26 protein-coding genes and 1 pseudogene are annotated in these 24,223 nt (G+C 33.2%); 11 read left to right on the top strand and 16 right to left on the bottom strand.

Going from position 1 to position 24,223, the window contains the following annotated elements:
- Positions 1–140: pseudogene (locus BUA89_RS22810) on the top strand (IS1 family transposase); the annotation flags it as partial.
- Here the strand turns inward: BUA89_RS22810 and BUA89_RS21690 are convergent.
- The 14 genes from BUA89_RS21690 to BUA89_RS21625 all read right to left on the bottom strand — a co-directional run bounded on the left by BUA89_RS21690 (position 137) and on the right by BUA89_RS21625 (position 10,916).
- A complete protein-coding gene (locus BUA89_RS21690) occupies positions 137–1,600 on the bottom strand; it encodes an ATP-binding protein (RefSeq protein ID WP_072963938.1) in 1,464 nt (487 codons plus the stop codon). The pseudogene BUA89_RS22810 and the gene BUA89_RS21690 sit on opposite strands and share 4 nt — an antisense overlap.
- Positions 1,601–1,700: 100 nt before the next feature.
- On the bottom strand, positions 1,701–2,432 hold the full coding sequence (locus BUA89_RS21685) for an ATP-grasp domain-containing protein (protein WP_072963936.1): 732 nt from the start codon (positions 2,430–2,432) through the stop codon (positions 1,701–1,703).
- Positions 2,429–3,070, bottom strand: coding sequence for a hypothetical protein (locus BUA89_RS21680; RefSeq protein ID WP_072963933.1), 642 nt, complete (start codon positions 3,068–3,070; stop codon positions 2,429–2,431). The genes BUA89_RS21685 and BUA89_RS21680 overlap by 4 nt, the downstream gene beginning before the upstream one ends.
- A gap of 14 nt (positions 3,071–3,084) precedes the next feature.
- Complete coding sequence (locus BUA89_RS21675; protein ID WP_072963931.1) at positions 3,085–3,834, bottom strand: nucleotidyltransferase domain-containing protein; 750 nt, start codon at positions 3,832–3,834, stop codon at positions 3,085–3,087.
- 501 nt (positions 3,835–4,335) lie between these two features.
- Positions 4,336–5,055 (bottom strand): hypothetical protein, encoded by a 720-nt coding sequence (locus BUA89_RS21665; protein ID WP_072963926.1) that lies wholly within the window; start codon positions 5,053–5,055, stop codon positions 4,336–4,338.
- Positions 5,056–5,266: 211 nt separating this feature from the next.
- Positions 5,267–5,821, bottom strand: a complete 555-nt coding sequence (locus tag BUA89_RS21660; RefSeq protein WP_072963924.1) for a hypothetical protein — start codon at positions 5,819–5,821, stop codon at positions 5,267–5,269.
- A gap of 533 nt (positions 5,822–6,354) precedes the next feature.
- Positions 6,355–6,882: a hypothetical protein gene (locus BUA89_RS21655; RefSeq protein WP_072963922.1), complete on the bottom strand. Its 528-nt coding sequence runs from the start codon at positions 6,880–6,882 to the stop codon at positions 6,355–6,357.
- 74 nt (positions 6,883–6,956) lie between these two features.
- Entirely contained in the window at positions 6,957–7,130 is a 174-nt protein-coding gene (locus BUA89_RS21650) for a hypothetical protein (protein WP_178362492.1), read from the bottom strand.
- 153 nt (positions 7,131–7,283) lie between these two features.
- A complete protein-coding gene (locus tag BUA89_RS21645) occupies positions 7,284–7,802 on the bottom strand; it encodes a hypothetical protein (RefSeq protein ID WP_072963920.1) in 519 nt (172 codons plus the stop codon).
- Between the two features lie 91 nt (positions 7,803–7,893).
- Positions 7,894–8,424: a hypothetical protein gene (locus tag BUA89_RS21640; protein ID WP_143152419.1), complete on the bottom strand. Its 531-nt coding sequence runs from the start codon at positions 8,422–8,424 to the stop codon at positions 7,894–7,896.
- Between the two features lie 16 nt (positions 8,425–8,440).
- A complete protein-coding gene (locus tag BUA89_RS23240) occupies positions 8,441–8,614 on the bottom strand; it encodes a hypothetical protein (RefSeq protein WP_178362491.1) in 174 nt (57 codons plus the stop codon).
- A 336-nt stretch (positions 8,615–8,950) separates the two neighbouring features.
- A complete protein-coding gene (locus BUA89_RS21635; protein WP_072963915.1) occupies positions 8,951–9,277 on the bottom strand; it encodes a hypothetical protein in 327 nt (108 codons plus the stop codon).
- 53 nt (positions 9,278–9,330) lie between these two features.
- A complete protein-coding gene (locus BUA89_RS23540) occupies positions 9,331–9,474 on the bottom strand; it encodes an AAA family ATPase (protein ID WP_083531758.1) in 144 nt (47 codons plus the stop codon).
- A gap of 68 nt (positions 9,475–9,542) precedes the next feature.
- Positions 9,543–10,916 (bottom strand): RtcB family protein, encoded by a 1,374-nt coding sequence (locus BUA89_RS21625; protein WP_072963947.1) that lies wholly within the window; start codon positions 10,914–10,916, stop codon positions 9,543–9,545.
- Between the two features lie 414 nt (positions 10,917–11,330).
- Between BUA89_RS21625 and BUA89_RS21620 the strand changes: the two genes are divergently transcribed.
- The 5 genes from BUA89_RS21620 (at position 11,331) to BUA89_RS23235 (ending at position 17,345) form a co-directional block, all read left to right on the top strand.
- On the top strand, positions 11,331–15,335 hold the full coding sequence (locus BUA89_RS21620) for an AAA domain-containing protein (protein ID WP_317043412.1): 4,005 nt from the start codon (positions 11,331–11,333) through the stop codon (positions 15,333–15,335).
- Positions 15,329–15,661 carry a HopJ type III effector protein gene (locus BUA89_RS21615; protein WP_072963913.1) on the top strand — a complete coding sequence of 111 codons (333 nt, stop codon included), beginning with the start codon at positions 15,329–15,331 and terminating at the stop codon, positions 15,659–15,661. Before BUA89_RS21620 ends, BUA89_RS21615 begins: the two co-directional genes overlap by 7 nt.
- 45 nt (positions 15,662–15,706) lie before the next feature.
- The gene (locus tag BUA89_RS21610) at positions 15,707–16,039 is read left to right on the top strand and encodes a hypothetical protein (protein WP_072963912.1); all 333 of its coding nucleotides are present in this window, start codon (positions 15,707–15,709) and stop codon (positions 16,037–16,039) included.
- Between the two features lie 98 nt (positions 16,040–16,137).
- Positions 16,138–17,157, top strand: a complete 1,020-nt coding sequence (locus BUA89_RS21605; protein WP_072963942.1) for a helix-turn-helix transcriptional regulator — start codon at positions 16,138–16,140, stop codon at positions 17,155–17,157.
- Positions 17,158–17,207: 50 nt separating this feature from the next.
- Positions 17,208–17,345, top strand: coding sequence for a hypothetical protein (locus BUA89_RS23235; RefSeq protein ID WP_178362490.1), 138 nt, complete (start codon positions 17,208–17,210; stop codon positions 17,343–17,345).
- A 59-nt stretch (positions 17,346–17,404) separates the two neighbouring features.
- On the opposite strand, the gene BUA89_RS21600 is transcribed toward BUA89_RS23235, so the two are convergent.
- On the bottom strand, positions 17,405–18,589 hold the full coding sequence (locus tag BUA89_RS21600) for a DUF1501 domain-containing protein (protein WP_072963910.1): 1,185 nt from the start codon (positions 18,587–18,589) through the stop codon (positions 17,405–17,407).
- A gap of 72 nt (positions 18,590–18,661) precedes the next feature.
- Positions 18,662–20,044, bottom strand: coding sequence for a DUF1800 domain-containing protein (locus BUA89_RS21595; protein WP_072963908.1), 1,383 nt, complete (start codon positions 20,042–20,044; stop codon positions 18,662–18,664).
- Positions 20,045–20,330: 286 nt separating this feature from the next.
- Here BUA89_RS21595 and BUA89_RS21590 point away from each other — a divergent pair, with 286 nt between their 5' ends.
- The 5 genes from BUA89_RS21590 to BUA89_RS21570 all read left to right on the top strand — a co-directional run bounded on the left by BUA89_RS21590 (position 20,331) and on the right by BUA89_RS21570 (position 24,213).
- Positions 20,331–20,894 carry a hypothetical protein gene (locus tag BUA89_RS21590; RefSeq protein ID WP_072963906.1) on the top strand — a complete coding sequence of 188 codons (564 nt, stop codon included), beginning with the start codon at positions 20,331–20,333 and terminating at the stop codon, positions 20,892–20,894.
- Positions 20,895–21,008: 114 nt separating this feature from the next.
- Positions 21,009–22,058: a glucokinase gene (locus BUA89_RS21585; RefSeq protein WP_072963905.1), complete on the top strand. Its 1,050-nt coding sequence runs from the start codon at positions 21,009–21,011 to the stop codon at positions 22,056–22,058.
- A gap of 151 nt (positions 22,059–22,209) precedes the next feature.
- Positions 22,210–22,776, top strand: a complete 567-nt coding sequence (locus tag BUA89_RS21580; RefSeq protein ID WP_072963903.1) for a YceI family protein — start codon at positions 22,210–22,212, stop codon at positions 22,774–22,776.
- Between the two features lie 78 nt (positions 22,777–22,854).
- Positions 22,855–23,490, top strand: coding sequence for a YceI family protein (locus BUA89_RS21575; protein ID WP_072963901.1), 636 nt, complete (start codon positions 22,855–22,857; stop codon positions 23,488–23,490).
- 81 nt (positions 23,491–23,571) lie between these two features.
- Positions 23,572–24,213, top strand: a complete 642-nt coding sequence (locus tag BUA89_RS21570; protein WP_072963899.1) for a hypothetical protein — start codon at positions 23,572–23,574, stop codon at positions 24,211–24,213.
- Positions 24,214–24,223: the final 10 nt, after the last annotated feature.

Below are 24,223 nucleotides of genomic sequence, written 5' to 3'. Positions count from 1 at the left end.
GTTACAATTCCAGAATCAGACATTATTTGGCAAGATTTAAAAGAAAGACAAAGTGTTATTCTAAAAAACAATATATGTTAGAGAACTCATTAAAGCTATTATTTTTAAAACTTAATAACCAATTAGATATTTTAATTTAACAATACCTAAAATTATTATATTTTATTTTTCCTTCTTTTTCTCTAACTGAGTATAAATTATTCAAATGATATAATACTGATTGCACACTTGAAATCATTTGTTTTTCCCCAGAACTTAAATCTCCCAATGTTAGATTATTTGACAATAATAGTTCAATTGTGAAAATAGGAGGCGGTATTAGATCCAAAATTGAAATGTTGTCTTTGTCTTTAATGAGTTCATGTATATCTTTCGAATAAGTAATTGGATCTAATTCTTGAGTAGATAGATCAATATTTAATTTTTCATGAAACTTTATAAAATTGAGACATTGTCTAATTTTTTGTGTAATGTGTGATTTATCTGTTGAAAAATCTGTAAGAAATTCAGTAAAAGTATCTTTGTAAAATTGACGACTCTCAATATCAAGATACTTTTGGAACTCATCATATCTTGTGGAGATTTTTATCGTTTTATAAATTAAATACTCATTAATAGTTTTCCATGTATTGTTTTGATAATCATTATAATCTAAATCATAGTAAGTATATAATGTTTTTAAAATAGATTTTGTCTGATTTTCTTTATCAATTGCTTGTCTGAATTCTTTGTATTTAATTTGATATACAGATTTTCCTTTTTTCTCTCTGTACATTGAATATTCTGTAAAATCGACATTTTTCAATTTTAACTCAATCTTTAATAGATTTAAATTTTCGGTTATTCTTAATGCATTTTCGTTGGGTTGTAAAATATTAAATAGCAATCTGTCTTGTGCTAATCCTTTCTCACTTTGTGGATTAATTACACCACCTTGTTGCCTATATGGATTTAGTACTATAGGTATTTGATATGCATCATTTTTATGAAAAAGGGAATTTATAAAGTTTTCCATTTCATGATGGTTATATGCCCAAATAGAATAATTTGTTACATTAGTGTGGAAGAAAAATAATTCGATTAACTCTTTATCATTCTTTAAAAAAGGAATAAATGTTTTATTTTCTAATTTCAAAACTTCTTTAACTAGTTGTTCCTTTTGTATTAATTTTATTTTATATATAATGCTATTAATTTCATAATAGACCTCAATATTTATATTCTCTAAATATTCTAACTTGATAACATCTTCATATCCGTCATAATTAACTTGAAATTCCTGTAGAAATGCTAAGTTATTTGTAAATGCAATGAATAGATCTATTAAAGCACTTTTTCCACTTCCATTTTTGCCGACGATAGCGGAAATATTAATTTTTGTTTTATCCTCATCATTACCTTGATAGTAAAGGTTTTCAGGAACAGATGAGCTAAATTCGATTCTAGTAATATCTCCTTTAATAGGGCTAGTAATTTGACTTTCTGCTATATAGAATTCATATTCATTATAAAACTTATAAATTTGATTGGGTATTAGGTTTTTAAGAAATTTTTTGTTGCAGCCATCTAAAGGTCTTATTGCTATTAATTTAAAACTCATGGTTTTTAGTTTTTTCTAATATATTAATATTTAACACAATTTTCCAAGAAACAAATATGTTTTCTATTTATGAAAAACGACTACGCATTCCCGTAATCGTCTAATTTTTAATACAACTCTCCACAACCACCTCCAAAGCCTTCTCCGCATCACAATCATACAAACCGGAGCACCAAGCCGGATTCGCTTCAATCAAAGCCCAACCTTTTCCTTTAATGATTCCAAAATCCAAAACTATTGCTTTTGGCAGCGTTTCGGAATATTGTTTCATGAAATTATTGAAAAACTCAAAAAGATTATTTTGTTCCGTTTCGGAAAGCGGACTGGTGTCGAAAGCATCGTTTCGCCAATACGAAGAATGAGTTTTTATTTCATTATTTAAAACAAAACATCTCACTTCAAGTTCCCATTCCACAACTTCCGAAGTGAAAACCGTAATTTCTAAATCTAACGTATCGAAACCTTTGATATGGGTTACTTTATCGAAAACTCCGGCTTTAAAACTTTTAAAATCAGAACATTTAATGAAAATATTTTCTTCATGTACAAAATCCTTCAATTGTCCGTAAGAAATTTTACGTTTTGTAAACTCTTCTGAAATCTTCGAAAGCCAGTTGTCATCGGGTTTTGTTAATGTTAAATGACATTGTTCCGCAACAATTTCTGCGTAAATATCTTCGCCATACACTGCAATTACATCTGCACGAAATTCTTCGGGAACATTCCATTTGGCATTAAAACGGCTCAGCTCGTAAGGTGAATTGATCGATGCTTTTTTCAGATTGTTGCTGTCTTCCGTGTACATGGGAGACAGGGCAATTATATTTTTCATGATATTAAATGTTTTTCTTTCAATTTATTGACTAAATCATAGCGGTTTTGTTCTGAAATACTATCAAAAACGACACTCCAAATGTCTGAAGAGTTTGTGGCATGGACAAGATTTACCCCGTTTCTCCATATAAGATTATATTTATCTGAACACTCTTTTAAAAAATCATAACCGGACATAGATTTTGAAAATTCTTCTATATTTTGAATTTCATAGAAAATGGAAGGAAGCTTCTTGTAATATCTATGTTTTTCAAAAAATGCCTGCTGCTCTATAAATGTTGCAAAACTTTCGTAATAAAAATAAAAGTCATAAGAATCACAACCGCAATCTCTGACGGCAATTTCTCCGTTTTCTGCAATATAAAGGCTGTCGTTTATAGAAAACAAAGTTTGCCCTTTCCAATGATAGGTATTTACTCCTTTATTTTCTTTTATTTGTTTAGATGTAAAAATATGAATGACGATGTTCTGAAGATTAAGTCCTGAAAAATTTTTCTGAAAACTTATAATTTCAGGATAGCTTTGAATGTCATACAATCTTAAATGTTTTTCTACAATCTCTAAATCAATTTCAAAGTCTTGACTTTTCCCTAATTTTTCAACAAACCGCAAAGCTCTTTCAGATAATTGTTTCATATTTTTATTCTAATTTATAGGGCTAATATTTCCCTAAAAACCTTTTCCATCTCTTTTTTATCCGTATTTCCGCCTTTCAAGCCCTTCGCTTTTTCCTCATTATCCCATATCATTTTTTCTAAAAATCCAAACAATTCCCAGTCATTCGGATGATAATAAGATTCTCCTTTTGTTACTTTTAAGGCTATTAAATTTTCTATTTTTGTTCTGGTAAAATCATCCACTAAAACTAATAATTCACTGAATAAAACTGGCGGAACGGTTCCTTTTTCCAGTATCCATTTTCCGGTTAAAGTTGTTCGAAGGCAGTAGAAATACGATTTTAATTTTACTTCGTCGGTTCTGCAGGCTTCCAAATATTTTTTGCTCATGCTTGAGTAATGATAAAATACAGCGACTGGGGAAAAGCATTCGTCTGCCAAAGGTTTGAATAGTTCATAAAATTTTTCATTTTTCACATACACGATAGGAGAGTAGAACCAGCTTAATAGAGCCGCATTCGACTTCAAAAGCAAATGAAAAGTTTTCCTCAGGTCCCATCCGGAACCGTCCAGATCGTCTTCGGTCATGAATTCTATGGTTTCATCTTTGTCCCACGGCGAAAGATACCAGTCTTTTTCGTGTCGGTATATGAACCGTATGTCGTAATCGCTGTCTGGCGAAGCAAAACCCCAGGCCCGGCTTCCGGATTCTACGGCAAGAAGTATTTCTATGCCGCGTTTTTCCTCGACTTCTTTTAGTTTTTCTACTATTTTTGGTGTCATTGTTTTTTAATTTATGATACAAAATAATAAATTACCTGCGCAATCTTTTTACGGAGTATGTTTGATCAAACGATCTTTTTCCAGATTTTCAAAAGAACAATTAAAGTCCGCATTAGCTTTAGAAAAAGAACAATCTCCAAAAGGTTTTGTAATAAGAGAATAGAAGTTTACTAAGTAAAAATGTGGAATCACATTACAACAATGTAAAACTACAAGGCAAAAATGTAAAGTTACAACGCAAGAAAGCAAAACTACATCGGAAGAATGTGGAATCACGTTGCAACAATGTAAAACTACAAGGCAAAAATGTAAAGTTACAACGCAAGAAAGTAAAACTACATCGGAAGAATGTGAAACTACATCGTGCCAATGTAGAATGACATCGGGAAAAAGTGAAACTACATTGCAAAAAAATAAAGTTACATCCTAAAAATGCAACTTTACTTTGATAAAATATTGAAATTCTGTCATTCAATATTTTTCGATTTTAAATACGAATTATTATCTTTTGGTAAATTCGATGGCGGAGACTGTGGTATATTCCGGGGAAGTGGCTCCGTACAAACTTTTTACGTATTTTTTAATTTTTATAGCGATGGCATAGACTCCGGTTTCTTCTGCATAAAGAATTCTGTCGCGTTCTATGATTTTGGTGTTCAGCTCAGACTCGGTTTGGTCTACGGCTAGGGTTGCCGCTTTTAATGAGTCGTGATAGGTGCTGAGGTTTTGTAATTTGATGTTGTCTTCATTGGGTGTGTAAGCGGGTAGGGTAGAAAGCAATTGTAATAGCAGACCGAAATTTTCAGCTTTTGAGGTGAAAGACTGTCGGGAAGTGGATGAGGTTTTAGGTGCTTCTTTGCCTTCTTCAATCGGAGTGTTGCTCTTCCTTGAACTGCCCTGAATAGTCTGGGTTAAAGATCTTGCCTGGTTTAAAGTTCCCTGCGGTAAGCCCACAATTTCCAATACATTGATGATTCTGGTACAGGTGGAACTCAAATTTTCAAAAGCAGTCTGACGGGCAACGATGGCGTTTTTATTAGCGTTTCGTTTGTCACCGACTTCTGTCAGTTTTGCATTGGCATCGGTGTATAAAGTCTGAAGACTTGCTACTGTAATGTCGGCAATGGGTGGGTTGTAAAGGGTGTAGGTAGAAACTTGTTGAATAATTTTTTGAAGGTTCGCTACATTTTTAGCGTGACCCACTTCTGAGGTGCTTGACATATCAATTGTGTTTTGGGTTAGTGATTCAAATATAGAAATTATTTTGAATGTGTGGTAGGGTTTGTGGAAATATTTTGATTTTTAGGATGTTATGTTAAGTTGGGGATGTGCGGATTGCAAATCCGCACGATCGGGTGGGCAGCTTTTCTGTAAAAAAACTCCGAAGTCGGGAGACTTCGGAGAGCTGGTTTTCTTCCGGGCAAAAAGGATTTTAAATTAATCCATCAGAATAATATTCTGTCGGGTTTTTTAAACAAATTACTTGAGACCAATCAATTCTTTCTAAAGGATTATCAAAATCATTGATATTATCTTCATTATCTAAAAAGTTTATTATATGAATCAATTTTCCATTTGACAAATATTCGAGCAGATAAATCATATTACCATCTGTATTATAAATAAATTTTTGTATCGTTCCTAATTCTGAAGTTTCAACGTTTAGCCATTCTTCTTTGATTAACATTTCATCAATTAAATCATTTTCTAAAAAATAAAGTTTACTTATTGAATTAATATTAGCTTTATCTTCTTTAGAATATGAATAGCACATATTAATAATAATATTTTTCTCTTTTTTTAAAAACTCGAAAATATCTACCTGTGCATATGGATATTTAACGAAGTGGTATCCTAAAATATCGGCATGAGATTTATTTAAATATCTATATTGAGCTTTATAAACTTCATTATTATTTAACCAAATAATCTCATTTAGACTATTTTTATCTTCTACATTTATTGTTTTTATATACCCCTTGTGCATTTTGCAAAATTTTGTTATTAGATCCGTCAGTTCAAGTATTTTTTCGTAACAAAGTGAAGAAAAGATGTATTGAGAACCTGTCTATGATAAAAATTTAAATCCTAAATTCAACAACTTCTCGATACGATTTTTTTCAAAAATCTGCTCCTTTAGATTTGTAACGGGAAAACAATTCCCCAAAATGAATGTGATTGCTCATGATTAGTAGCTATATAATATCATTCCTCTTTCTTTTATACAATAATCTAAAATATCTTTATAAACTTTTCTTTTGAAAGTAATAAAGTGCGGTTTAGCCTTCTTCATTATTTATTGTTTTTAAATTTTGTGTAAAGTCGGGAGCCTCTCAGAAACGTGATAAATTTAAGAAAATTTGTTTAGGCTTGACATTGCTCAAACTCGGGAGACTTTGCTCAGCGGTGAGAGTAAATTTTGGTTAATTATTTTCTTGAAAAAAAATCCGAAGTCGGGAGACTTCGGAGAGCTGAGTCTTTAAAAATAGAAACCTCGCTTTTATAATGTATTTTAAGGATTTATTTATCTTTTAAATATTCTTCTAAACTCCATTCATCAGTTGGCTCTAAATAACGTTCTACTTTTACAGGTTTACCCAGATTATGTAAACGTAAGCTTTCATCTTCATCACCTCCATAAAACTTCCATTTGCGTGTATCTGGCTCAACACCCATTTTTGCTATTACTTTTAGATTATCTTCTATTTTCGCCACTAAAAAACAATTTGTTATCTTTTTAGTAGTAGCACTTGGATTAGGGATAGAAACATAACATGTCCAAACTGTACTATATTTTTCATTATTATATTCACTTACTTTGAATAAATGGCGAGAAACGGGATTTGCGGGCTCATCTTCATAAAATATATCAGGTTTAGGACTTGTTAATATGGGCAAACCAAACCCCACAGTAACGTCTTTCATGTAAGATTTTATTTCTTTCGCCAATTTATTATAATTATCAAATTCTCCTTTTTTTTCTCCTAAATAAATTGCTTCTTGTTCTTTTTTAAATAAAAAATCTAACAATTCTTTTATTTCTTTCATAGTTACTTTATTTTAAATAAATCGTTTAGCCAAATATCCCCGCTACGCAAAGTCTCCCGACTTTGTGCGAATTATTATTCATCATAGTTATTATATTTCCAAAATTCATTCTTTTTTGTTACATCAATTATGGGATTATCAGCCAATTCAACTTTTAATAATCCTTTGTCATTTACATAATTGCTTGTTGAGGAGTAGATGTAATGTTGTGCTTTTTCCTGATCTTTTATAGTATAGTCTTCTTTCATTTAGTATTATTTTTAATTTTTGCTCAAAGTAGAGAGATTCTCAGAACAGAATAAAATTAAGAAAAATTGTTTAGGCTGATATTGCTCAAAGTCGGGAGACTTTGGGCGGCGGGGGAATCTTTAATTAGAGCTTTGCTTTTTGCAAGGTTTTATTTAATCAATGACATATTTATATTTTTCATTAATTTTTCCATTTAAGATATTTTCAATTTCTGTTTCTTCACTTAAATTATCAAAAATATCATTGCCTTTTATTATACCGTGAATATTAAATACTTTTTTTATATTTTTAATAATATTATCAAATAAATCTTTATTCCTCTCTGCAAAATGGGGATCTATATAAAAAGTAATTCCATTTATTGTTATATCATTCGTAGAAGTAAAACCAACTAACAATCTTTCTTTTTTTATAGTTTCATAGCTAATTGCTCCGCCTGGATGAGATTTTAATTTCTCCAAATCTTCTACCGGATTTTGAACTTCTCGACCAATATCATAATCTTTTTCAAGATGTTCATCGTTTTGTAATTCATCTAAACAAAAAAAAGATAAATCATTTGTTTGTATATTAAATTTATTTTGTTGTAAAATCTGATGTATAAATTCAACAATGATTGTTGGTTTTGTTTCTTCGATTACAATTAAAATATCTGTTGTAAAGTGTGACATATTTTTTGTGAATTATTCTGTAATAGCCAAAATTAAAAAGACTCCGTAAGACCAAAAGTCAATTGCGGAGTCTGTTACTTCATTTTTTATTTTACCAATTTCTACTATCTATTTCAAAAGAGCTTTTTAAAATATGTTCTTCTATTTCATCCAAATCTTCTTCCATACTTATATAGTTTTTAGATTCTTCATTAATATCCCCAACAACATATTTATAATCAACAAATTCAGATATTTTAAATATTAATTTTTCATGTCTATTGTCTTCATATATAGTATCTTTCGGTGCAAAAAATAAAACAAAACCATAAATATATTCATCATCCCAAGTTAGATAATTTATCCATACCTCATACTCAAAATCCTGGTGTCTATATGTAAGCAAGCCCAAACCTTTCCAAGAGCATACTAAATTTATTATGTGTTCATGTGTCATTGATTTATTTAGTTCAATTGGTTCTTTTTCTTCCTCATTTCTACTGTCATTAAAAATGATTGTTTCATAATTACTTTTTTGAAATAAGACATCTATAGATTTTAAATTTTCATTAAAGTCCAACATGAATAATTTTGGATCTTTTTTATCTTTTAATAATATTAATGTACCGTTAAAATAGCTCATTTTTTTTCTTTTTTTATTATTTACCTTCTCGTACTTCATCTACTCCTTTATCACGTAACCATTTTTTTAATCTAGGATCAAGATTTTTTTCTTTAAACTGGTAAATCCGCTTTTCAGGAAGAATAATTTTATTGCCATATTTATCCGCTGCGCAAAGTCTCCCGCCTTTGAACAAACTATTATTCATCATAGTTTATTATATTTCCAAAATTCATTCTTTTTGTTACATCAAATATAGGATTATCAGCCAGTTCAACTTTTAATAATCCTTTGTTGTCATTTGCATAATTGCTTGCTTAGGAATATATGTAATGTTACGGTTTTTCCTGATCTTTTATAGTATAGCCTTCTTTCATTATTATTGTTTTAATTTTTGCTCAAAGTGGAGAGATTCTCAAAACAGGATAAGTTTAAGAAAAATTGTTTAGGCTGATATTGCTCAAAGTCGGGAGACTTTGCGCAGCGGTGTAGAATAACATCATAATATTTATAAATCCGAGTACTGACAATTGCAGTTAAGAAATGATTACCCCCTGAAAAGACGATTTATTACTTTCTGCATTTTTTCATCACTTGGAACAACTTTTTTTAATAAATTCATTTCTCTTATAATGATTTCTAAATCTAAATCAGTTCCATCATACATCTTTTTTAAACCAATATCAATTCTTAACTCCATTAATTGATTTATTACATCTAAGGTAAAACTATAAAAAGGTTCTTGTCTTAATTCATTTGGAAAATCATTTAATAATACATCACATATATTTAATAATTGCATATAATTTTTAAAAGGATCATTTTCTTGAAATGATTGAAATTTTTTTACTAAGTTTTCGTAATTGTTATTCATAATAATTGATTTAGAGATTTTATTTAATTATTGGTAATGTGTTCGGAATTATTTCACCTATAGGAGTTGATGACTTTTGCCAATGAAGTTTTACCAATATTGTTTTTACCTAGAACTAAGGAAAGTGAATCTTCTAAATCTAATTTAAAATCTTTGAGTAGCCTAAAATTATTTATATAAATAGACTCTATTTTCATGGTTTTTTGTTTTTATAAATATATGATTTCTAAACAAAAAAAGATTACGGCAACCCGTAATCTTCTCACTATTTTCTAAACTTCTTCTTTTTCTTCCAGGGCGCATTCTTCTGCACATCCCCCGCCATAATACATCCGTAAGGCATCACTTCATCCAGAACCTCGCAAAGTCCGTATTCTTCAATTTGTGCTCTTACGTTTTTAGCACTTTTATAAGCGGTCGGAAGTTCGGAAATATCGATTTCATTCGAGAAGAAACGAACATCAAGTCCTTTTGTTTCTTCTTCAAAAATTTCCTCAATCGTTTTATGAGCCAAAGATTTTTTATGCTGACTTCTGCTGAAATTTCTTCCCGCTCCGTGTGGCGCAAAACCTAAATTTCTTTCGTTGGTGGTTCCTTTCACAATCAAAACAGGTTCTGACATATTCAAAGGAATCAATCTTGGTCCCGTAATATCCGACATAAATTTATCATCCAAAGGCGTTGCTCCTTTTGCGTGGTAAAACAAATCTCCGTCTTTGAAAACGAAATTATGTTCGTTCCAATATCGATCTTCTTTCTCGATTCCTAACTTATGTAAGGTCGCATCATGAATAGAAATATGGTTTTCTTTTGTCCATGTTCTTATCAATTGCAGCGCTTCCCAATATGATTTTCCTTCTTCGGAATCATACGGAATCCAGGCATTTTCTCTCAATGTTTCAGGAGAATTTTCTATTCTGAATTGGTTGGCAACCTTCATTCCTTTATCATACAAAGCAGCTCCGGGAGCTCTTGAACCGTGGTGAGTCACTAACATTGTATTTCCGGTATTCTTCGAAATTCCGACAAATAAGAAATGGTTTCCATCACCCTGCGTTCCCATATGAGAACGGGCGATGCTGATTAATTTCTCATCATTCAGGAAATCATTCGCTCTGAAAGCATCCATCAATTCCTGAGACATTTCCATTTGCTCACCTCTCGGTCTTCCTCCGTATCCGAAATGCGTGATGGAATGGGCGGCATCCAAAACTTCTTTAGGATCTGCTTTTCCAAAATCCGTCAACATCACCGAACAACAGATATCTGCACTATGGAATCCCGGATGAATCGCATTTTTCGCCACAACAACTCCACCAACCGGAATCTGACCCACCGGACCTGTAGGACAGGCATCAGGCATAATCGCTCCGGCAACCAAAGTCGGTGTTTTCATCAGAACTTTCATGGTGTTGATTACTTTTTCCACGTTATCGTTTTCACTTTCATGTTCAGCTCGGATGTTGATGACAAAATCTTTTGCTGTTTCATGAAGCGGAATCAGTTCCGGTTGTTTGAATTGTTCTAAATATGCAGTGATTTGATTTTCATCTAAATTATTTTCATTGATATGCGCAATCGCTTCAGCAAACCATTTTGCTGGTCTATATCCTAAAGCAATTAAATCGTTTCCGTTCATTGTATTCATTTTTATTTTGTTATTTGGGCAGCTGTTAACCGCCTTCCACTCCCGCTTTTTTGCTCCACTTCGTTACTCAAAAAGAGCTCCGTTCAAGTCGGGCTGCGAAGAGTGGACGTTATTCATTTTGTAACCTTGATGAGATTCGAACTCACATTCCAGATTGGCATTGAGGCTGTAAATACGCTTCCCTACTTTTTCCCTAAGAAGTTTCGGTGCTTCTGTAAACTCTACCCATTAGTCCGCGCAGGTCTAACCGGAATATCCTCAAACTCTACGAATACGAAATTTTTCCGCAGGCTTTTCCTTTTAAGCTACAAGGTTATTTTGTTGATGCAAAGTAAGAACTAAAGTGTGCAGTGTTTTTGCGTATTAGAAAAATTTTATATTTTTATTCAAAAATTATTTTTACGCATGATGGAAAACTTAAATCCGGAAATATTTCAGGCATTTCAAAACAAACTGAAAACAGGAAATAGAAGAGGTGTTCATTTAAATGCTATTCCCGGAAGTTCAAGATATAAATTTGATCTTGCCCGACTTTCAGAAATTCATAAAAGTCTTCCCGAGCATTTTATTATTAATCTTTTAACGCAGAAAAATGTTAATTTTAAATTCTCCATCCACGATAAAATTTCCGATGAGGTTCCAAAAGAAGCGGTAAATGACAGTATTTATTTATCGCATGATGAGAATACAGAAATTGAAAAAAATACGACCGAAATTTCTCTTGTTAAAGATAAAACCAAGAATGCAGCGTTAGAAAAACTGTCTGCCAGTCTGGAAAATCTCATTTTCCAAAATGATGTGATACAATCGGAGAAAGGAATTAATTCTTTGGGTTTCGGTTTTCCGATTCTGATTAGAAAAGATATGGACGGGCAGATTTCCGCGTCGCCTGTTTTGATCTGGTCTGTTACGATCAAACCTGTCAACGAACTGAATACCTGGGAAATCAGCCGAACGGAAGATGATCCGATTTATGTGAATGAAGTTTTAATCAATCATTTACAAAGTGATTCAGGAATTACGCTGGAGCAGATTCCTGAGGAAATGCTTGCCGACGGAAAAATAGATAAGTCTGAACTACTGGAGATCTGTCAAACATTATTAGGTCAGCTTAAAATCACGCAGAATCTTGATTTTATCTTAAATAATTATGAGGAAATTCCATTAATTAAATCTAAAGCTTCTTATGAAGACCAGCTTCAGAATAAAGGTGACGCAATTATCATTAAATCCGGTGTTTTCTCCATTTTTGAAGTCCAGAAACAGAATATCATCAATGATTATGAATCGTTAAAAAGAGAATTTAAACCTCTTGAAAACGCCATAAAAGCTGATTTCCAATCCATAACATCCATTGAAACCGATCCTTCGCAGCAGGGAATTTTAGAATCATTAAAATCGCAGACGAAAATCCTGATTCAGGGGCCTCCGGGAACAGGAAAAAGTCAGACCCTAACGGCCGTTTTGGTGAATGCGCTGGAAAATAAGCAGAAAACGATTGTGGTCTGTGAGAAGCAAACGGCATTGGAAGTTTTGTATAGTGCGCTTCATAAACTGGGTTTGGAACGATACTGTATTATGATTAAAGACAGTGTTTCAGACAGAAAACCTGTGGTGGATGCGGTTCGAAATACCATTGATCCTGCTGACTTTAGAAAAGCTGGGCAGCCTTATTCAATTCAGTCTTTACAAGATCAATTGACAGGAATTCTGCAACATAAAATAACGATCAACGAAGTTCATGAATTATTAAACTCAGATTTGATTCCCGGAAAAAACCTGACTGAAATTGTAGGTGATCTGTTGAAATTCAATGAAACAAAAGAAAATATTAACCTTCAGGATCTTCAGTTTTCTTTTTCGGAAGAGGAGTTTAAAGATATTGAATATGTATTGGAAAAAGGAAAAGAAGTGTATGAAGAATACAAACCTTTTGAAAAATCATCTTTTCTTACTCCTGAAAAACTGATTAGCGAGAATTTTCATAACAGTTTACAAAATTTAGATACTTCTTTTCAGAATTATGAAAAAATGTGGGATGAAATTCAATCTTTAATAATCGATTTTAAGCCTGTTTATGAAGAAAAAAGAAAACTGGATTTTGCTCAGAATTTTCAAAAATTATCTTTGTTAATCAACGAAACGGAAGTCATTACCTCCGTTTTGAATCAAAATTCTGAAGAATTTCATCAGGAAATTACCAATGGATTTTTCTATAAATTCATGGCTTTGTTTTCTTCTGCTAAGAAAAAGAAAATCAGCAATCAGAAAAGATTACTGGAAATCAGTTCGACCATTAAACAGATCAGTTTAAGCGAATTTTTCCCGTCAATTGAGCTATCTGATAATCGCTGGAACAATAAAAATGAAATCCTGAATTACCGTCAGAAAACACAAAATCTACAAGCGGAGTTTTCTGCTAAGCTGGAAGAGCAGTTCAATACGATAGATTTCCTGAATGTATTTGATCCTGTGATTTCAGGAAAAGAAACGGAAATGATCTCTCAGCGCATTCAGCAATTGAAGAAAAGTATTTCGAATGATCAATGGATCAAAGATCTGAATTTTGGAAATACCTATCAAAGCTTTGATAACTATTTAATTTCTGTTTTAGACCGATACAGATCGTACAGAAATCATCCTGAAAATCCTTTGCTAAAGGAATTTAACTGGTTTTATTTTAGTCAGCCACTGACTATTTTTCAGAAAAAAATATTGGAAAAATTGTATTCAGTTAATGATTGGAAAGCTACTTTTTATTCTGCTTACTTTCCGCTATTGTTGAGCAAATATTCTGATACTAAACTTAATTTTAGCGAAAGAAATTACGAAGAAATTACAAGGAAAATCAAGCAATACGGAGCTTCTCAGCAGAATTTTATTCAGTATTTCTGGAATGATTCTCAGCAGAATGCAGTAAAGAAATTTGAGCAGACGAATAAAGACATTACGGTTGCCAATCTTTATAATAAAAGAAGCAGTATCAACCACAAAAGATTGACGTTGAGACAAATTGTTCAGAAAGATATTGATCTTTTCACTAATTTTTTTCCGATTATTCTGACCACTCCGGATGCGTGCAGCAATCTTTTTCAGGGGAAGAATTTTTATTTTGATCATGTGGTTTTTGATGAAGCCAGTCAGTTGAAACTGGAAGATAACCTTCCGGCGATGCTGAAAGGAAAAAATATCATTATTGCCGGAGATGAACATCAGATGCCGCCATCGAATTATTTCAGTAAGGTTTTCGATGGAGTGATTGAAGATGAAGACGATATTGAATCTGAAAATGAGGTCATCACTTATAAAAATTCTTTGTTGAATATCGAATCATTGCTGGATTTTGCCACTGAAAGCCAGTTTGAAAAGAATCATCTGGATTTTCATTACCGTTCCAAGCATCCTTATCTGATTGATTTTTCGAATCATGCGTTCTATAATTCACGTTTGAAGCCTCTTCCGACAAAATCTGAAACGTTACCGATTGAATTCTTTCAGGTAGATGGAATTTTTGATGATCATACAAATAAAGAAGAAGCGGAAAAAGTACTGGAGATTTTACAAAATATTCAGCCTTTGAAAGATGGAAATTATCCTTCGGTAGGCATTGCGACCTTTAATATTTCTCAACGAAATTATATAAAAAGACAAATTGTTCAGCAGATCAATCTTCCCGGAAATGAAATTTTTAAAGAAAAAATTCAGGGATTGGAAGCGGCAGGGCTATTCATCAAAAATCTTGAAAATATTCAGGGTGATGAAAGGGATATTATCATCATGTCGACGACTTACGGAAGAAAGCCCGGCGGAAAATTTATCCAGAGTTTCGGACCGATCAATCATACGAAAGGTTATAAACTGCTGAATGTAATTATCACCAGAGCAAAGGAAAAAATCTATGTGTGTAATTCGATTCCCGAAGAGATTTTCTCAAATTATAAAGAAGCTTTGCAACAGGAAGGTTCCAATAACAGAAAGGCAGTATTGTATGCTTATTTGGCGTATTGTAAATCAGTAAGCGATAAAAATGAAAGCCAGAGATTGGAAATTCTGGATACTTTGGATCAATTAGGATATGTTGATCATTCGAAGAGAAATACAGTTTCCAATGGTTTTATTGATGTTATTTATGATCGATTACAGCAAGATTTTCCTCAATTAAATATGTTAAAAAAACATCATTTCGGAGGGTATGAATTTGATATTCTGATTGAAAACGAAAACGGAAAGTCAATTATTGTTGAAGCGATGAGCAAAGAGAAATATTCCGGGAATCTTGGATATCTGGAAGATTTACATAAAGAAAAAATAGTCCGAAATGCAGGTTTTGAATACGTCAGAATCTGGAGCCAGAACTGCTGGCAAAATCTGGACGCAGAAATACAGAAAATACATAAAAAAATATCATGACAGAACAGTTAAAAAATTCACCTGAAACGATTCAATTTAAAGACGTAATTGCTCATATTGACGAGAATTACGACTTTACCCCAACGAAATTTACGAATGGAAATACGGTCAATGAAGAAAATCAGAATAATGGTTCTTGTAAAGTTTTCAGTTACGCTCAACTGAATAATTTGTCGAAAGAAGATACGTTGAATCTTTTTGGAGAATTTTACAGAGAAGATGTTTTGAAAAATCCTGACGGAACGGATCATCAGAATATCAGAAATTTTATCAAATTCGGTTGGGACGGGATTTCTTTTGAAGGAAAGGCTTTGAAAAGAAAATAAATTGAGATTCGCCTGCTTTTCAGGAGAAAAACTAAAGCTTTAATAATGGAATACAGACAGGAAAAAATATTTTGCAATGGGAAAATCAAACTCATTACGGAACTCAATGAATTCAGGATGTCTTTATGGATTAATGGTTTCGGATTGGAAAATGTAATGACGGGTGAGGAAATTATTCCTGTGATTTCAATCTTCAATCTCGATGGTATTGAGGAAATTGATGAAGAAGTTTTGAAAATAAAGTTCAGAATTTATCCAAATGGCTTAGAACATTATGAGGTCGAAATAAATCCGTTTTTGAAAAGCTTTGTATATGAGGGGCAAATTTATTCAACCGACCATTTTTTTAAAACGATTACAGGAGAAGAGTGGAAATAATTGTTTTTAGAAAAAGTCACAGTGATTAACCTTTTTTTAGGGTGAAGTGCAGACCTTAAATGTATTTTACCCTTGATGCTAATTTAAAATTCAACAAAATGTCATCCAATAAAAATGCTTTAATCCGATACAAAACATTGGATAAATGCCTTAAAAATAAATACAGGAAATACACTTTGGAAGATCTGATCGACGAATGTTCCGAAGCACTGTTTGAGTTTGAAGGTAAAGAATCTTTCGTAAGCAAACGTACGGTACAGCTGGATTTGCAGAATATGCGGAGCGAAAAATTCGGGTATGAAGCGCCGATTGAAGTTTATGAAAGAAAATATTATCGATACAGCGATCCTGAGTACAGTATTCATAATATTTCGGTGAATGAAAGCGACCTGAAGGCGATGAATAATGCCGTACAGATCTTAAAACAGTTCAAGGATTTTTCAATGTTTAAAGAGATGAACGGGGTGATCCAGAAACTGGAGGATTCTATTCATTCGACCAACCAGAAATCAATCATTCATCTGGATAAAAATGAACAGCTGAAGGGATTGGAGCATATTGATGCCCTGTATGATGCGATTTTGCATAAGAAAGTTTTAAACATAACATATAAAAGTTTTAAAGCCAGACAATCAGATTCTTATATTGTTCATCCGCAGCTGTTGAAGGAATTTAATAACCGTTGGTTTTTAATATGTTCTAATAAGCAATACGTTTACAATCTGGCTTTGGATAGAATGGAAAACATTCAGACTGAAGAAAAGATTGATTATATTGATATGAACCTTGATGGCGACGAATATTTTAAAGATATTGTGGGGGTAAGCGTTTCGCCAACAATGGCTCCAAGAAATGTGGTGTTTTTCGTGGATTCCTCTAATGCACCGTACGTAAAAACGAAACCCTTCCATGCAAGTCAGGAAATTGTGAGCGAATCTAATGAGGGAACCATTTTTAAAATTTGTGTGCAGCTCAATTATGAATTAGAAAGACTTCTGCTCGGTTTTGGAGAATGTCTGGTTGTTCATAAACCCAGAAAATTAAGGCTTCGGCTACAGGAAAAATTTAAGGCAGCCGGAAAAAACTATGAAAATCTGGTGATTGACGATGAAGACTAAAATTATTATGGCTCAGAAATTGTATTTCTTGAAATATAAAAAATAACGTTATGAAATCAAGAATATTAAAAGCCGTCATCGCAATAGTAGCCCCTTTGGTGATAGAATATGTTGTCAAGAAAATATCAGAAAAAATAGATAAAAAACAACAGGCAGCAGAGCCCAAACAGCTTCCTGCATCAACGTAAAAGTAGTTTAAATTTGAAATTAAAAAAATAGACTGTTCATTTTGCAACAGTCTATTTTTTTAGATAAAATCGTAAATCCCGTTTTTCCAGCCCAGCACTTTCGAAGAATCTGCTTTCAGCCAGTTTTTAAGAATCGTAGCATAGACTTTTCTGAAATCTTCGGAATAAATTAAATCTCCTTCATTCAATTTTGTTAAATCGGGAAGAGCGTTTAAAAGTCCTTTTTTCTTTAGTCCGCCACTGATGAAAAACATTTGGTTTGCCGTTCCGTGGTCGGTTCCGTTACTTGCATTCTGGGCAACGCGGCGGCCAAATTCAGAGAACGTCATTAATAAAATATTGTCGAAAAGTCCATCGCTTTTCATATCAGCAACGAAAGATTTTACAGCTTCGTTGATGTCTCCGAACAATTTTTGCTGTCTTTCATTTTGATTCACGTGCGTATCGAAACTTCCGATGGATAAATAATAAACTCTCGTGTTAATATCAGATTTAATCAATGAGGCAACGGTTTTGAAATCTTTTCCTAATTGTGAATTGGGATACGTCTGTTCTGTTTTCTTTGCTTTACTTTTATCAAAAATATATCCTGCATTATTGATGGTCGAGCCTAAAGTCTGATATAAATAGGAAACCGTTTCGTCATCATGATGATGATCGTATAACGACTTAAAATATTTTTCCTGGCTTGTCTGATACAATCTTTTTGGATCTTTAAAGGCAAATGCTTTGTTATTTTCACCTTTTAAAGCTAAACTCAGCATATCGTCAACCTCCAAAGCCTGAGTAGGATGGTCGCATTTGTAGCATTCTTCATCCAAAAATCTTCCCAGCCAGCCTGTTTCCAGATATTCGTCGCTTTTACTTGCGGAATGCCAGATATCCATGCTTCTAAAATGGGATTTATCGGGATTGGGATACCCGACATTATTCATCACGGAGAGCTGGCCATTGTCATACAATTCCTTAAAATAGGAGAGGGCAGGATTGATTCCTGCTTCGTCCGTCAATTGCAGTGAATTCTGAATCGCAATATAGTTTCTTTCTTTGAAATAAATATCGTTTTTTGTCGGAATAATTGTATTCAGACCATCATTTCCGCCTGTGAATTGTAGTACAACTAATATTTTTTGATTCGGTTCCAAGGCGTCATTAAATGTCATTGCTTTCAGGAAATTAGGCATCAACAATGATGCGGTAGCCAATGAACTTATTTTTAGAAATTCTCTTCTTTTGATTAACATAAACGTTAGGTTTTAGGTTAAAGATGATAGGTTGCAGGTAAAGCTAATAGCTAAAATCTGCAACTTGTTACCTTACATTAATTGATATTCAGGGGTTGACATGAGATTGATGACATTCATTTTCACGGTGTTGTCGGAGAAATTTTTCACCGAACTCATGTCCAAAGATTTTGGATTTTGAATTAGATAATCCTCCACATTTTTACCGTTGAAAGTCTTCTCTACTCTTGCCCAATCGATTGTGATATTCGGGTTTTTAAAGCTTTTTGCTAAAATATTAGGATTGTTTTTTAACCCCATATCTATATCGTCATCTTCTTTCGGTCGATAATCGAGCGGACGCAAACCCGACCAAATTTGAGGGATCTGTAATCTCAACATTAAGGTTGAGCTGTCGATCCACGATCTTCCGTTTGGCCATCCTGCGACGTTCGGCGGATTTAAAAGAGTCTGCCCTAATAGTTTCTGATAAACAATCAAATTTTCAGGATTCTGAATATTCATCGGAAGCGTTCTCATCATTCCGGCCATCAATTCTATGGGAGATTTTATTCTGTTTCCTATGTTTTTTTGATCGTAAAACCATGAACTCGAAAAAATATCTTTCATGAGCTTTTTGATGTCATAACTGGATTGATAAAAACTCTCGCTTAGCTTATTGACGATCGTTTCATCCACATTTTCGTTCACGAAGAATTTGTAAATTTTTGTGGTGATGAATTTTGAAGTGGCTTTTTGTTCAAGAATAATATTCAAAGCGTCCGTTCCTGTGAAATTTCCTGTTTTTCCGAGAAAGGTTTTTATGCCTTCATCATGCTGTTTGGGTCTTTCAATAAAATTTCCATCTTTATCATACCCCCATCCGGTAAACGCTCTTGCGCCTTCCCGAATGTCTTTTTCAGTATAATTTCCCCTTCCCATCGTGAAAAGCTCCATCACTTCACGGGCAAAGTTTTCATTGGGATGACCTTTTTTATTTTGTTGATTATTTAAAAAGTTCAGCATGGCAGGAGCCTGACTTATTTCAAATAAAAGGTCTTTGAAATTTCCCAGCGCATTTTTACGGATGACATTTAAAATCTGTCGGTTGAATTTCGGATTCTGAACTCTTGAAGCAAAATGTCCGTGCCAGAAAAATGCCATCTTTTCTCTCATCTGTTCTTTGCTGTTAACCATCTTATCAAGAAAATTCAGATTAAGTTCTTCGTTTTGCTCACGATTGATTTTCTGTATTTCCTTTTTCTTTTCCGCTGGAGATTTATCGTTCATATAATCGCCGTTTTCAGCGATATCAGGCGTATTATAATTAATGTAAAGAAAAGTTTCTTCCTTAAATAAATCATTGATTAAATCTTTAATATCCTTTTTATGAAGATCTTCAAACTGGCTGATTCCTGCGCCAAAACCGGCACGCCAAAGAAGATGTTTATTATGCATGAATGATAATGGTATCATAGTAATACTTTGTTTTTTGATGATTTTGGTGTAATAAGGTTAAAATAATAACGGATTAAGAATTGTTAATATTGCTTCAAACATTATGTACAGTGTAGAGAGAGCTGCTGAATAAAGATCATAGCTGATTCTCTATTTTCTTAAACGTTTATTTAATTTTAATTCAATTTTAATTTATTGAGACTCATTATTTTGTGATTCAGATCAATGTTAAAGTTAAACACGCAGTCTTTGTTGGCACGATTTTTACATCTTCCAGCTTAGTAAAATTTAAAAAATCAGAGTTATGAAAATGTTTAAACAAGCAATTTTATTTGCCGGAATTTTGACTGCAGGAGCACTGAGTGCTCAGGATGCACAGATGAATAATATGATTAAGGTAGGAGCAAATGTTGGTTTAGCAGTTCCTTCTGACAATACTTCTATGGCAGTAGGAGTGGATGTTGCTTACCAAAACCTTATCACTCCGGGATTCGGATTGGGTATTGCAACAGGATATACTCACTATTTTGGTAAAGATAATAACGGATATAATAATAATGATGTTGGGGTAGTACCAGTAGGAGCTTTGATCAGAATTTATCCTAAACAGACTGGTTTCTATTTCGGTACCGATTTAGGATACGGATTTTTGGTAGGTGATGAAAAAGTAGCTTCAAATACTACACTTGACAGACCGGACGGAGGTTTCTATATTAAACCAGAGATCGGTTATCACAACCAGGACTGGAATTTCTTTGTTCAGTATCAGAAAGTATTTGTAGGAAGCAAAGGCGATTTGCCGAATCAGGACTACAATGTGGGAAACATTGGAGTAGGGTTTTCTTACAATATTCCATTAGGGAAGTAGTTAGATTAAAATATAAGCAATTATTAACCAAACCTTTTCGATTTTTTGAAAAGGTTTTTTATTTACAACGAAAATTTACGAAAAGTATTATTATATTTGATAAAATTTGAGGTTATGATTTTAAATCCAAAATTTCCGCTTTATTTACCAGGAGTAAAAAACGGCAGCAATGATAACGTTTCTATCATTGGCGCAAACCTTCGCGAAGATAGTACAACTTTAGGCTATTTTGTTTCCAGTAACGGAGGTCTTGAGATTAAAATCCAAAATAATTATCCTACCAAAGTATATGCTTCTTTTACTGATATTCTTAAGAAGTTTATTCAGGATAACCAATTGGAAAATGTGAAAAGGCTGGGAATGGCAGTTCCCGGACCTGTAATCAACGGGAAAAGCAGTCCTGCAAGACTGGGATGGAATCTTGATGTAGAAGATTTTACACGGGATTTCGATTTTGAAAAAGTGGATATGCTGAATGATCAGGAATCCTCAGCGTACGGAATGGCGCTTTTGGAAGACAACGATCTTGATGCGATCTACACAAGCGGACATCTTGAAAAAGGAAATGTAGCCATCCTGGCGCCAGGAAACGGTTTAGGAGAAGCAGGATATTTCTTTGACGGAAAATATCTAAGACCTTTTGCAACGGAAGGTGGACATTCAGAATTTTCCCCTAGAACAAACGTTGAGGTAGAATTTTATCAGTTTTTAAATAACCTTTACGGAATCGTGAGCTGGGAAAATGTCCTGTCTAAAGCAGGATTATTCAATATCTACAGATTTTTGAGAGATGTGAAAAGACATCCGGAGCCGGAATGGCTTGCAGACCGTCTTGCGAACGGAAATTTTGTTGAAGAGCTATACAAAGCTGCGATAGAAGAAGATGTCCTGATCTGTAAAATAGCGCTTGATACCTTTCTGGAATTCCTGGCAAGAGAAGCGAATAACCTAACCTTAAAGCTGAAAGCTACAGGAGGTTTATTTATTTCAGGAGATATTCCTCAGGCAATTGCAGAATATATCAATAAAGATAAGTTCTATGAAAAATATAAAATCAGTGATAAGATGGAAGAAATGTTGAGAAACATTCCGATTTATCTGAATAAAAATAAAAATACAGCCTTGAATGGTGCGGCACTGTATACCGCTTATTATCAAGATTAAGATTGAGCTCCGAAGAAATTCGGAGTTTTTTATTGGCAATATTATTTATGTGTGTAATTGTTTTTATTGATGTACATCAACAAAATCTATCAAACAAGTTGATTACATTTGCATCAGTAAATAACAAACAAGTAAATAACTTTTTATTCAAATGAAAAAAATATTTTTATTAGCAGTTTTAGCTAGTGGTTTAGCATTCGGACAGACAAAAAAAGTAGCAACTTCTGATGTTCAGTGGTGGGGATACAAGATTGCAAAATCTGAAGCAAGCTCTCACAATGGAACTGTAAAAGTGAAGTCTGGTGAAATGGTGATGAAAGGAAATCAATTGGTAGGCGGTTCTTTCGTATTGGATATGACTTCTATCAATGCTACAGACCTTTCCGGTGAATATCAGCAAAAACTGAACGGTCACCTTAAAAACGGAGACTTCTTTGAGGTTGAAAAGTTCCCTACTGCAACTTTCAAAATTACTGGTGTAAAGAAAAACAACGATAAAGTGTATTCTTCTTTAGTTACCGGTAACCTTACAGTAAAAGGAAAAACCAATGCAATCTCTTTCCCGGCTAAGATTTCTTATGCAAACGGAACAGTTAGCTTGGTTTCAAACAAATTCTCTATCGACAGACAGAAATTCGATGTTGCTTACAAGTCTACAATGCAAGATGTTCTTGTGAAAGATGATATGGATTTGCTTGTAAAAGTAACAGCAAAATAATTTAATCAAAAAAAGATTGTTAAAAGTGTAGAAGTTCTACACTTTTTTTTATTTTTGTTGAATTGTAAATAAAAAAGAATGAAAAGATTACTATTGTTTGCTATGATGTGCGTAAGCATGTCATTTGTTTTCGCTCAGAAGAAAGGAGATAAAGTGGTAAAGGTAACGTCATCAGAAATCAGATGGTGGGGTTACAAGATTGTAAAAACAGTACCTACAACACACTCCGGAACGGTAAAACTGAAAAGTGGAAAGTTCACTTTCGATAAAACAGTTTTGGTGGACGGTGAATTTGTGATTGATATGAAGTCGCTCATGGCGGGAGATGTCTCCAATCAGGATGAAGATATGGTGAAGCTTACGAACGATCTTAAAAGCACCAACTTCTTCGAGGTTAAAAAATTTCCTCTGGCGAAATTCCATTTAACAAAGATTATCCCTTTGGCAAACAGTGAGTATAACTCTACAGTGTATGGAGATGTTACCATTAAAGGGGTAAGAAAAACGATTACTTTCCCTGCAAATGTTTATATCACTCAGTTTACGGTAGTAATCGAGTCTGCAAAATTCTCATTAAACAGAAGAGACTTCAAAGTATTCTATCAGTCTTCTCTAAAGGATTATTTCATCAAGAACGAAATGGATATTCAGTTCAAGATTTCAACAGCAGTACTGGATAACGAAAACAGAACTCCTGTTAAAAAGAAAAAATAAGATATAAATCTTTAATACATTAAATGAGCGGTTTCTTTGGAAGCTGCTCTTTTTTTGTCCGGATTTTTTTATTTTAGTGATATGAAAATTTATGTAGTAAGCGGCTTGGGTGCAGATTTTAAAGTGTTGGAAAAAATTCAGTTTCCGGAACATCATGAAATTGTTTTTATTGATTGGCTGATACCTTATCAGAACGAAGAATTTTCCCACTATGTGATAAGAATGGCTGAGAAGATTGATGTTTCAGAACCCTTTTACCTTTTGGGGTATTCTTTTGGAGGAATTATGGTTCAGGAAATCAATAAACTGAAACCTGCGCAGAAAATAGTGATTCTTGGCAGTATAAAATCCGATAAAGAAAAATCACGACTGATTAAAACCGGAGAAGTAACAGGAATTCCAAGGATACTTCCCGTAAGACTTTTTAACCAGAGAACCGCCGAAATGTATGGGGTCATTCGGAAGTTTTTCGATTCCAAAAATCCGAAAATTCTACAGTATTTTACGGTTAGAGATTCTTATTATCTTAAATGGTCTGTTGAAAAAATATCAGCTTGGAAGTTTGATGAAAATCCCGACGTTATTCAGATTTTGGGAGATCGGGATATTGTTTTTCCGATAAAGAACTCAAAACCCGATTTTATTATTAAAGGGGGAACGCATTTATTTCCTTTGATGAAATTTAAAGAAGTGTCCTATATTTTAAAGGGTGTTTTTGCTTAAATACATATTA

The organism is Chryseobacterium arachidis (assembly GCF_900129245.1).
Classification (GTDB): domain Bacteria; phylum Bacteroidota; class Bacteroidia; order Flavobacteriales; family Weeksellaceae; genus Chryseobacterium; species Chryseobacterium arachidis.
Note: the sequence above shows the minus strand (reverse complement) of the source record. Positions and strands in the feature narration are given on the sequence as shown.

Coding starts and splice junctions, on each gene's coding strand:
- BUA89_RS21690 (WP_072963938.1), bottom strand. CDS start 1,600: ATGAGTTTTAAATTAATAGCAATAAGACCTTTAGATGGCTGCAACAAA.
- BUA89_RS21685 (WP_072963936.1), bottom strand. CDS start 2,432: ATGAAAAATATAATTGCCCTGTCTCCCATGTACACGGAAGACAGCAAC.
- BUA89_RS21680 (WP_072963933.1), bottom strand. CDS start 3,070: ATGAAACAATTATCTGAAAGAGCTTTGCGGTTTGTTGAAAAATTAGGG.
- BUA89_RS21675 (WP_072963931.1), bottom strand. CDS start 3,834: ATGACACCAAAAATAGTAGAAAAACTAAAAGAAGTCGAGGAAAAACGC.
- BUA89_RS21665 (WP_072963926.1), bottom strand. CDS start 5,055: ATGTCAAGCACCTCAGAAGTGGGTCACGCTAAAAATGTAGCGAACCTT.
- BUA89_RS21660 (WP_072963924.1), bottom strand. CDS start 5,821: ATGCACAAGGGGTATATAAAAACAATAAATGTAGAAGATAAAAATAGT.
- BUA89_RS21655 (WP_072963922.1), bottom strand. CDS start 6,882: ATGAAAGAAATAAAAGAATTGTTAGATTTTTTATTTAAAAAAGAACAA.
- BUA89_RS21650 (WP_178362492.1), bottom strand. CDS start 7,130: ATGAAAGAAGACTATACTATAAAAGATCAGGAAAAAGCACAACATTAC.
- BUA89_RS21645 (WP_072963920.1), bottom strand. CDS start 7,802: ATGTCACACTTTACAACAGATATTTTAATTGTAATCGAAGAAACAAAA.
- BUA89_RS21640 (WP_143152419.1), bottom strand. CDS start 8,424: ATGAGCTATTTTAACGGTACATTAATATTATTAAAAGATAAAAAAGAT.
- BUA89_RS23240 (WP_178362491.1), bottom strand. CDS start 8,614: ATGATGAATAATAGTTTGTTCAAAGGCGGGAGACTTTGCGCAGCGGAT.
- BUA89_RS21635 (WP_072963915.1), bottom strand. CDS start 9,277: ATGAATAACAATTACGAAAACTTAGTAAAAAAATTTCAATCATTTCAA.
- BUA89_RS23540 (WP_083531758.1), bottom strand. CDS start 9,474: ATGAAAATAGAGTCTATTTATATAAATAATTTTAGGCTACTCAAAGAT.
- BUA89_RS21625 (WP_072963947.1), bottom strand. CDS start 10,916: ATGAACGGAAACGATTTAATTGCTTTAGGATATAGACCAGCAAAATGG.
- BUA89_RS21620 (WP_317043412.1), top strand. CDS start 11,331: ATGATGGAAAACTTAAATCCGGAAATATTTCAGGCATTTCAAAACAAA.
- BUA89_RS21610 (WP_072963912.1), top strand. CDS start 15,707: ATGGAATACAGACAGGAAAAAATATTTTGCAATGGGAAAATCAAACTC.
- BUA89_RS21605 (WP_072963942.1), top strand. CDS start 16,138: ATGTCATCCAATAAAAATGCTTTAATCCGATACAAAACATTGGATAAA.
- BUA89_RS23235 (WP_178362490.1), top strand. CDS start 17,208: ATGAAATCAAGAATATTAAAAGCCGTCATCGCAATAGTAGCCCCTTTG.
- BUA89_RS21600 (WP_072963910.1), bottom strand. CDS start 18,589: ATGTTAATCAAAAGAAGAGAATTTCTAAAAATAAGTTCATTGGCTACC.
- BUA89_RS21595 (WP_072963908.1), bottom strand. CDS start 20,044: ATGATACCATTATCATTCATGCATAATAAACATCTTCTTTGGCGTGCC.
- BUA89_RS21590 (WP_072963906.1), top strand. CDS start 20,331: ATGAAAATGTTTAAACAAGCAATTTTATTTGCCGGAATTTTGACTGCA.
- BUA89_RS21585 (WP_072963905.1), top strand. CDS start 21,009: ATGATTTTAAATCCAAAATTTCCGCTTTATTTACCAGGAGTAAAAAAC.
- BUA89_RS21580 (WP_072963903.1), top strand. CDS start 22,210: ATGAAAAAAATATTTTTATTAGCAGTTTTAGCTAGTGGTTTAGCATTC.
- BUA89_RS21575 (WP_072963901.1), top strand. CDS start 22,855: ATGAAAAGATTACTATTGTTTGCTATGATGTGCGTAAGCATGTCATTT.
- BUA89_RS21570 (WP_072963899.1), top strand. CDS start 23,572: ATGAAAATTTATGTAGTAAGCGGCTTGGGTGCAGATTTTAAAGTGTTG.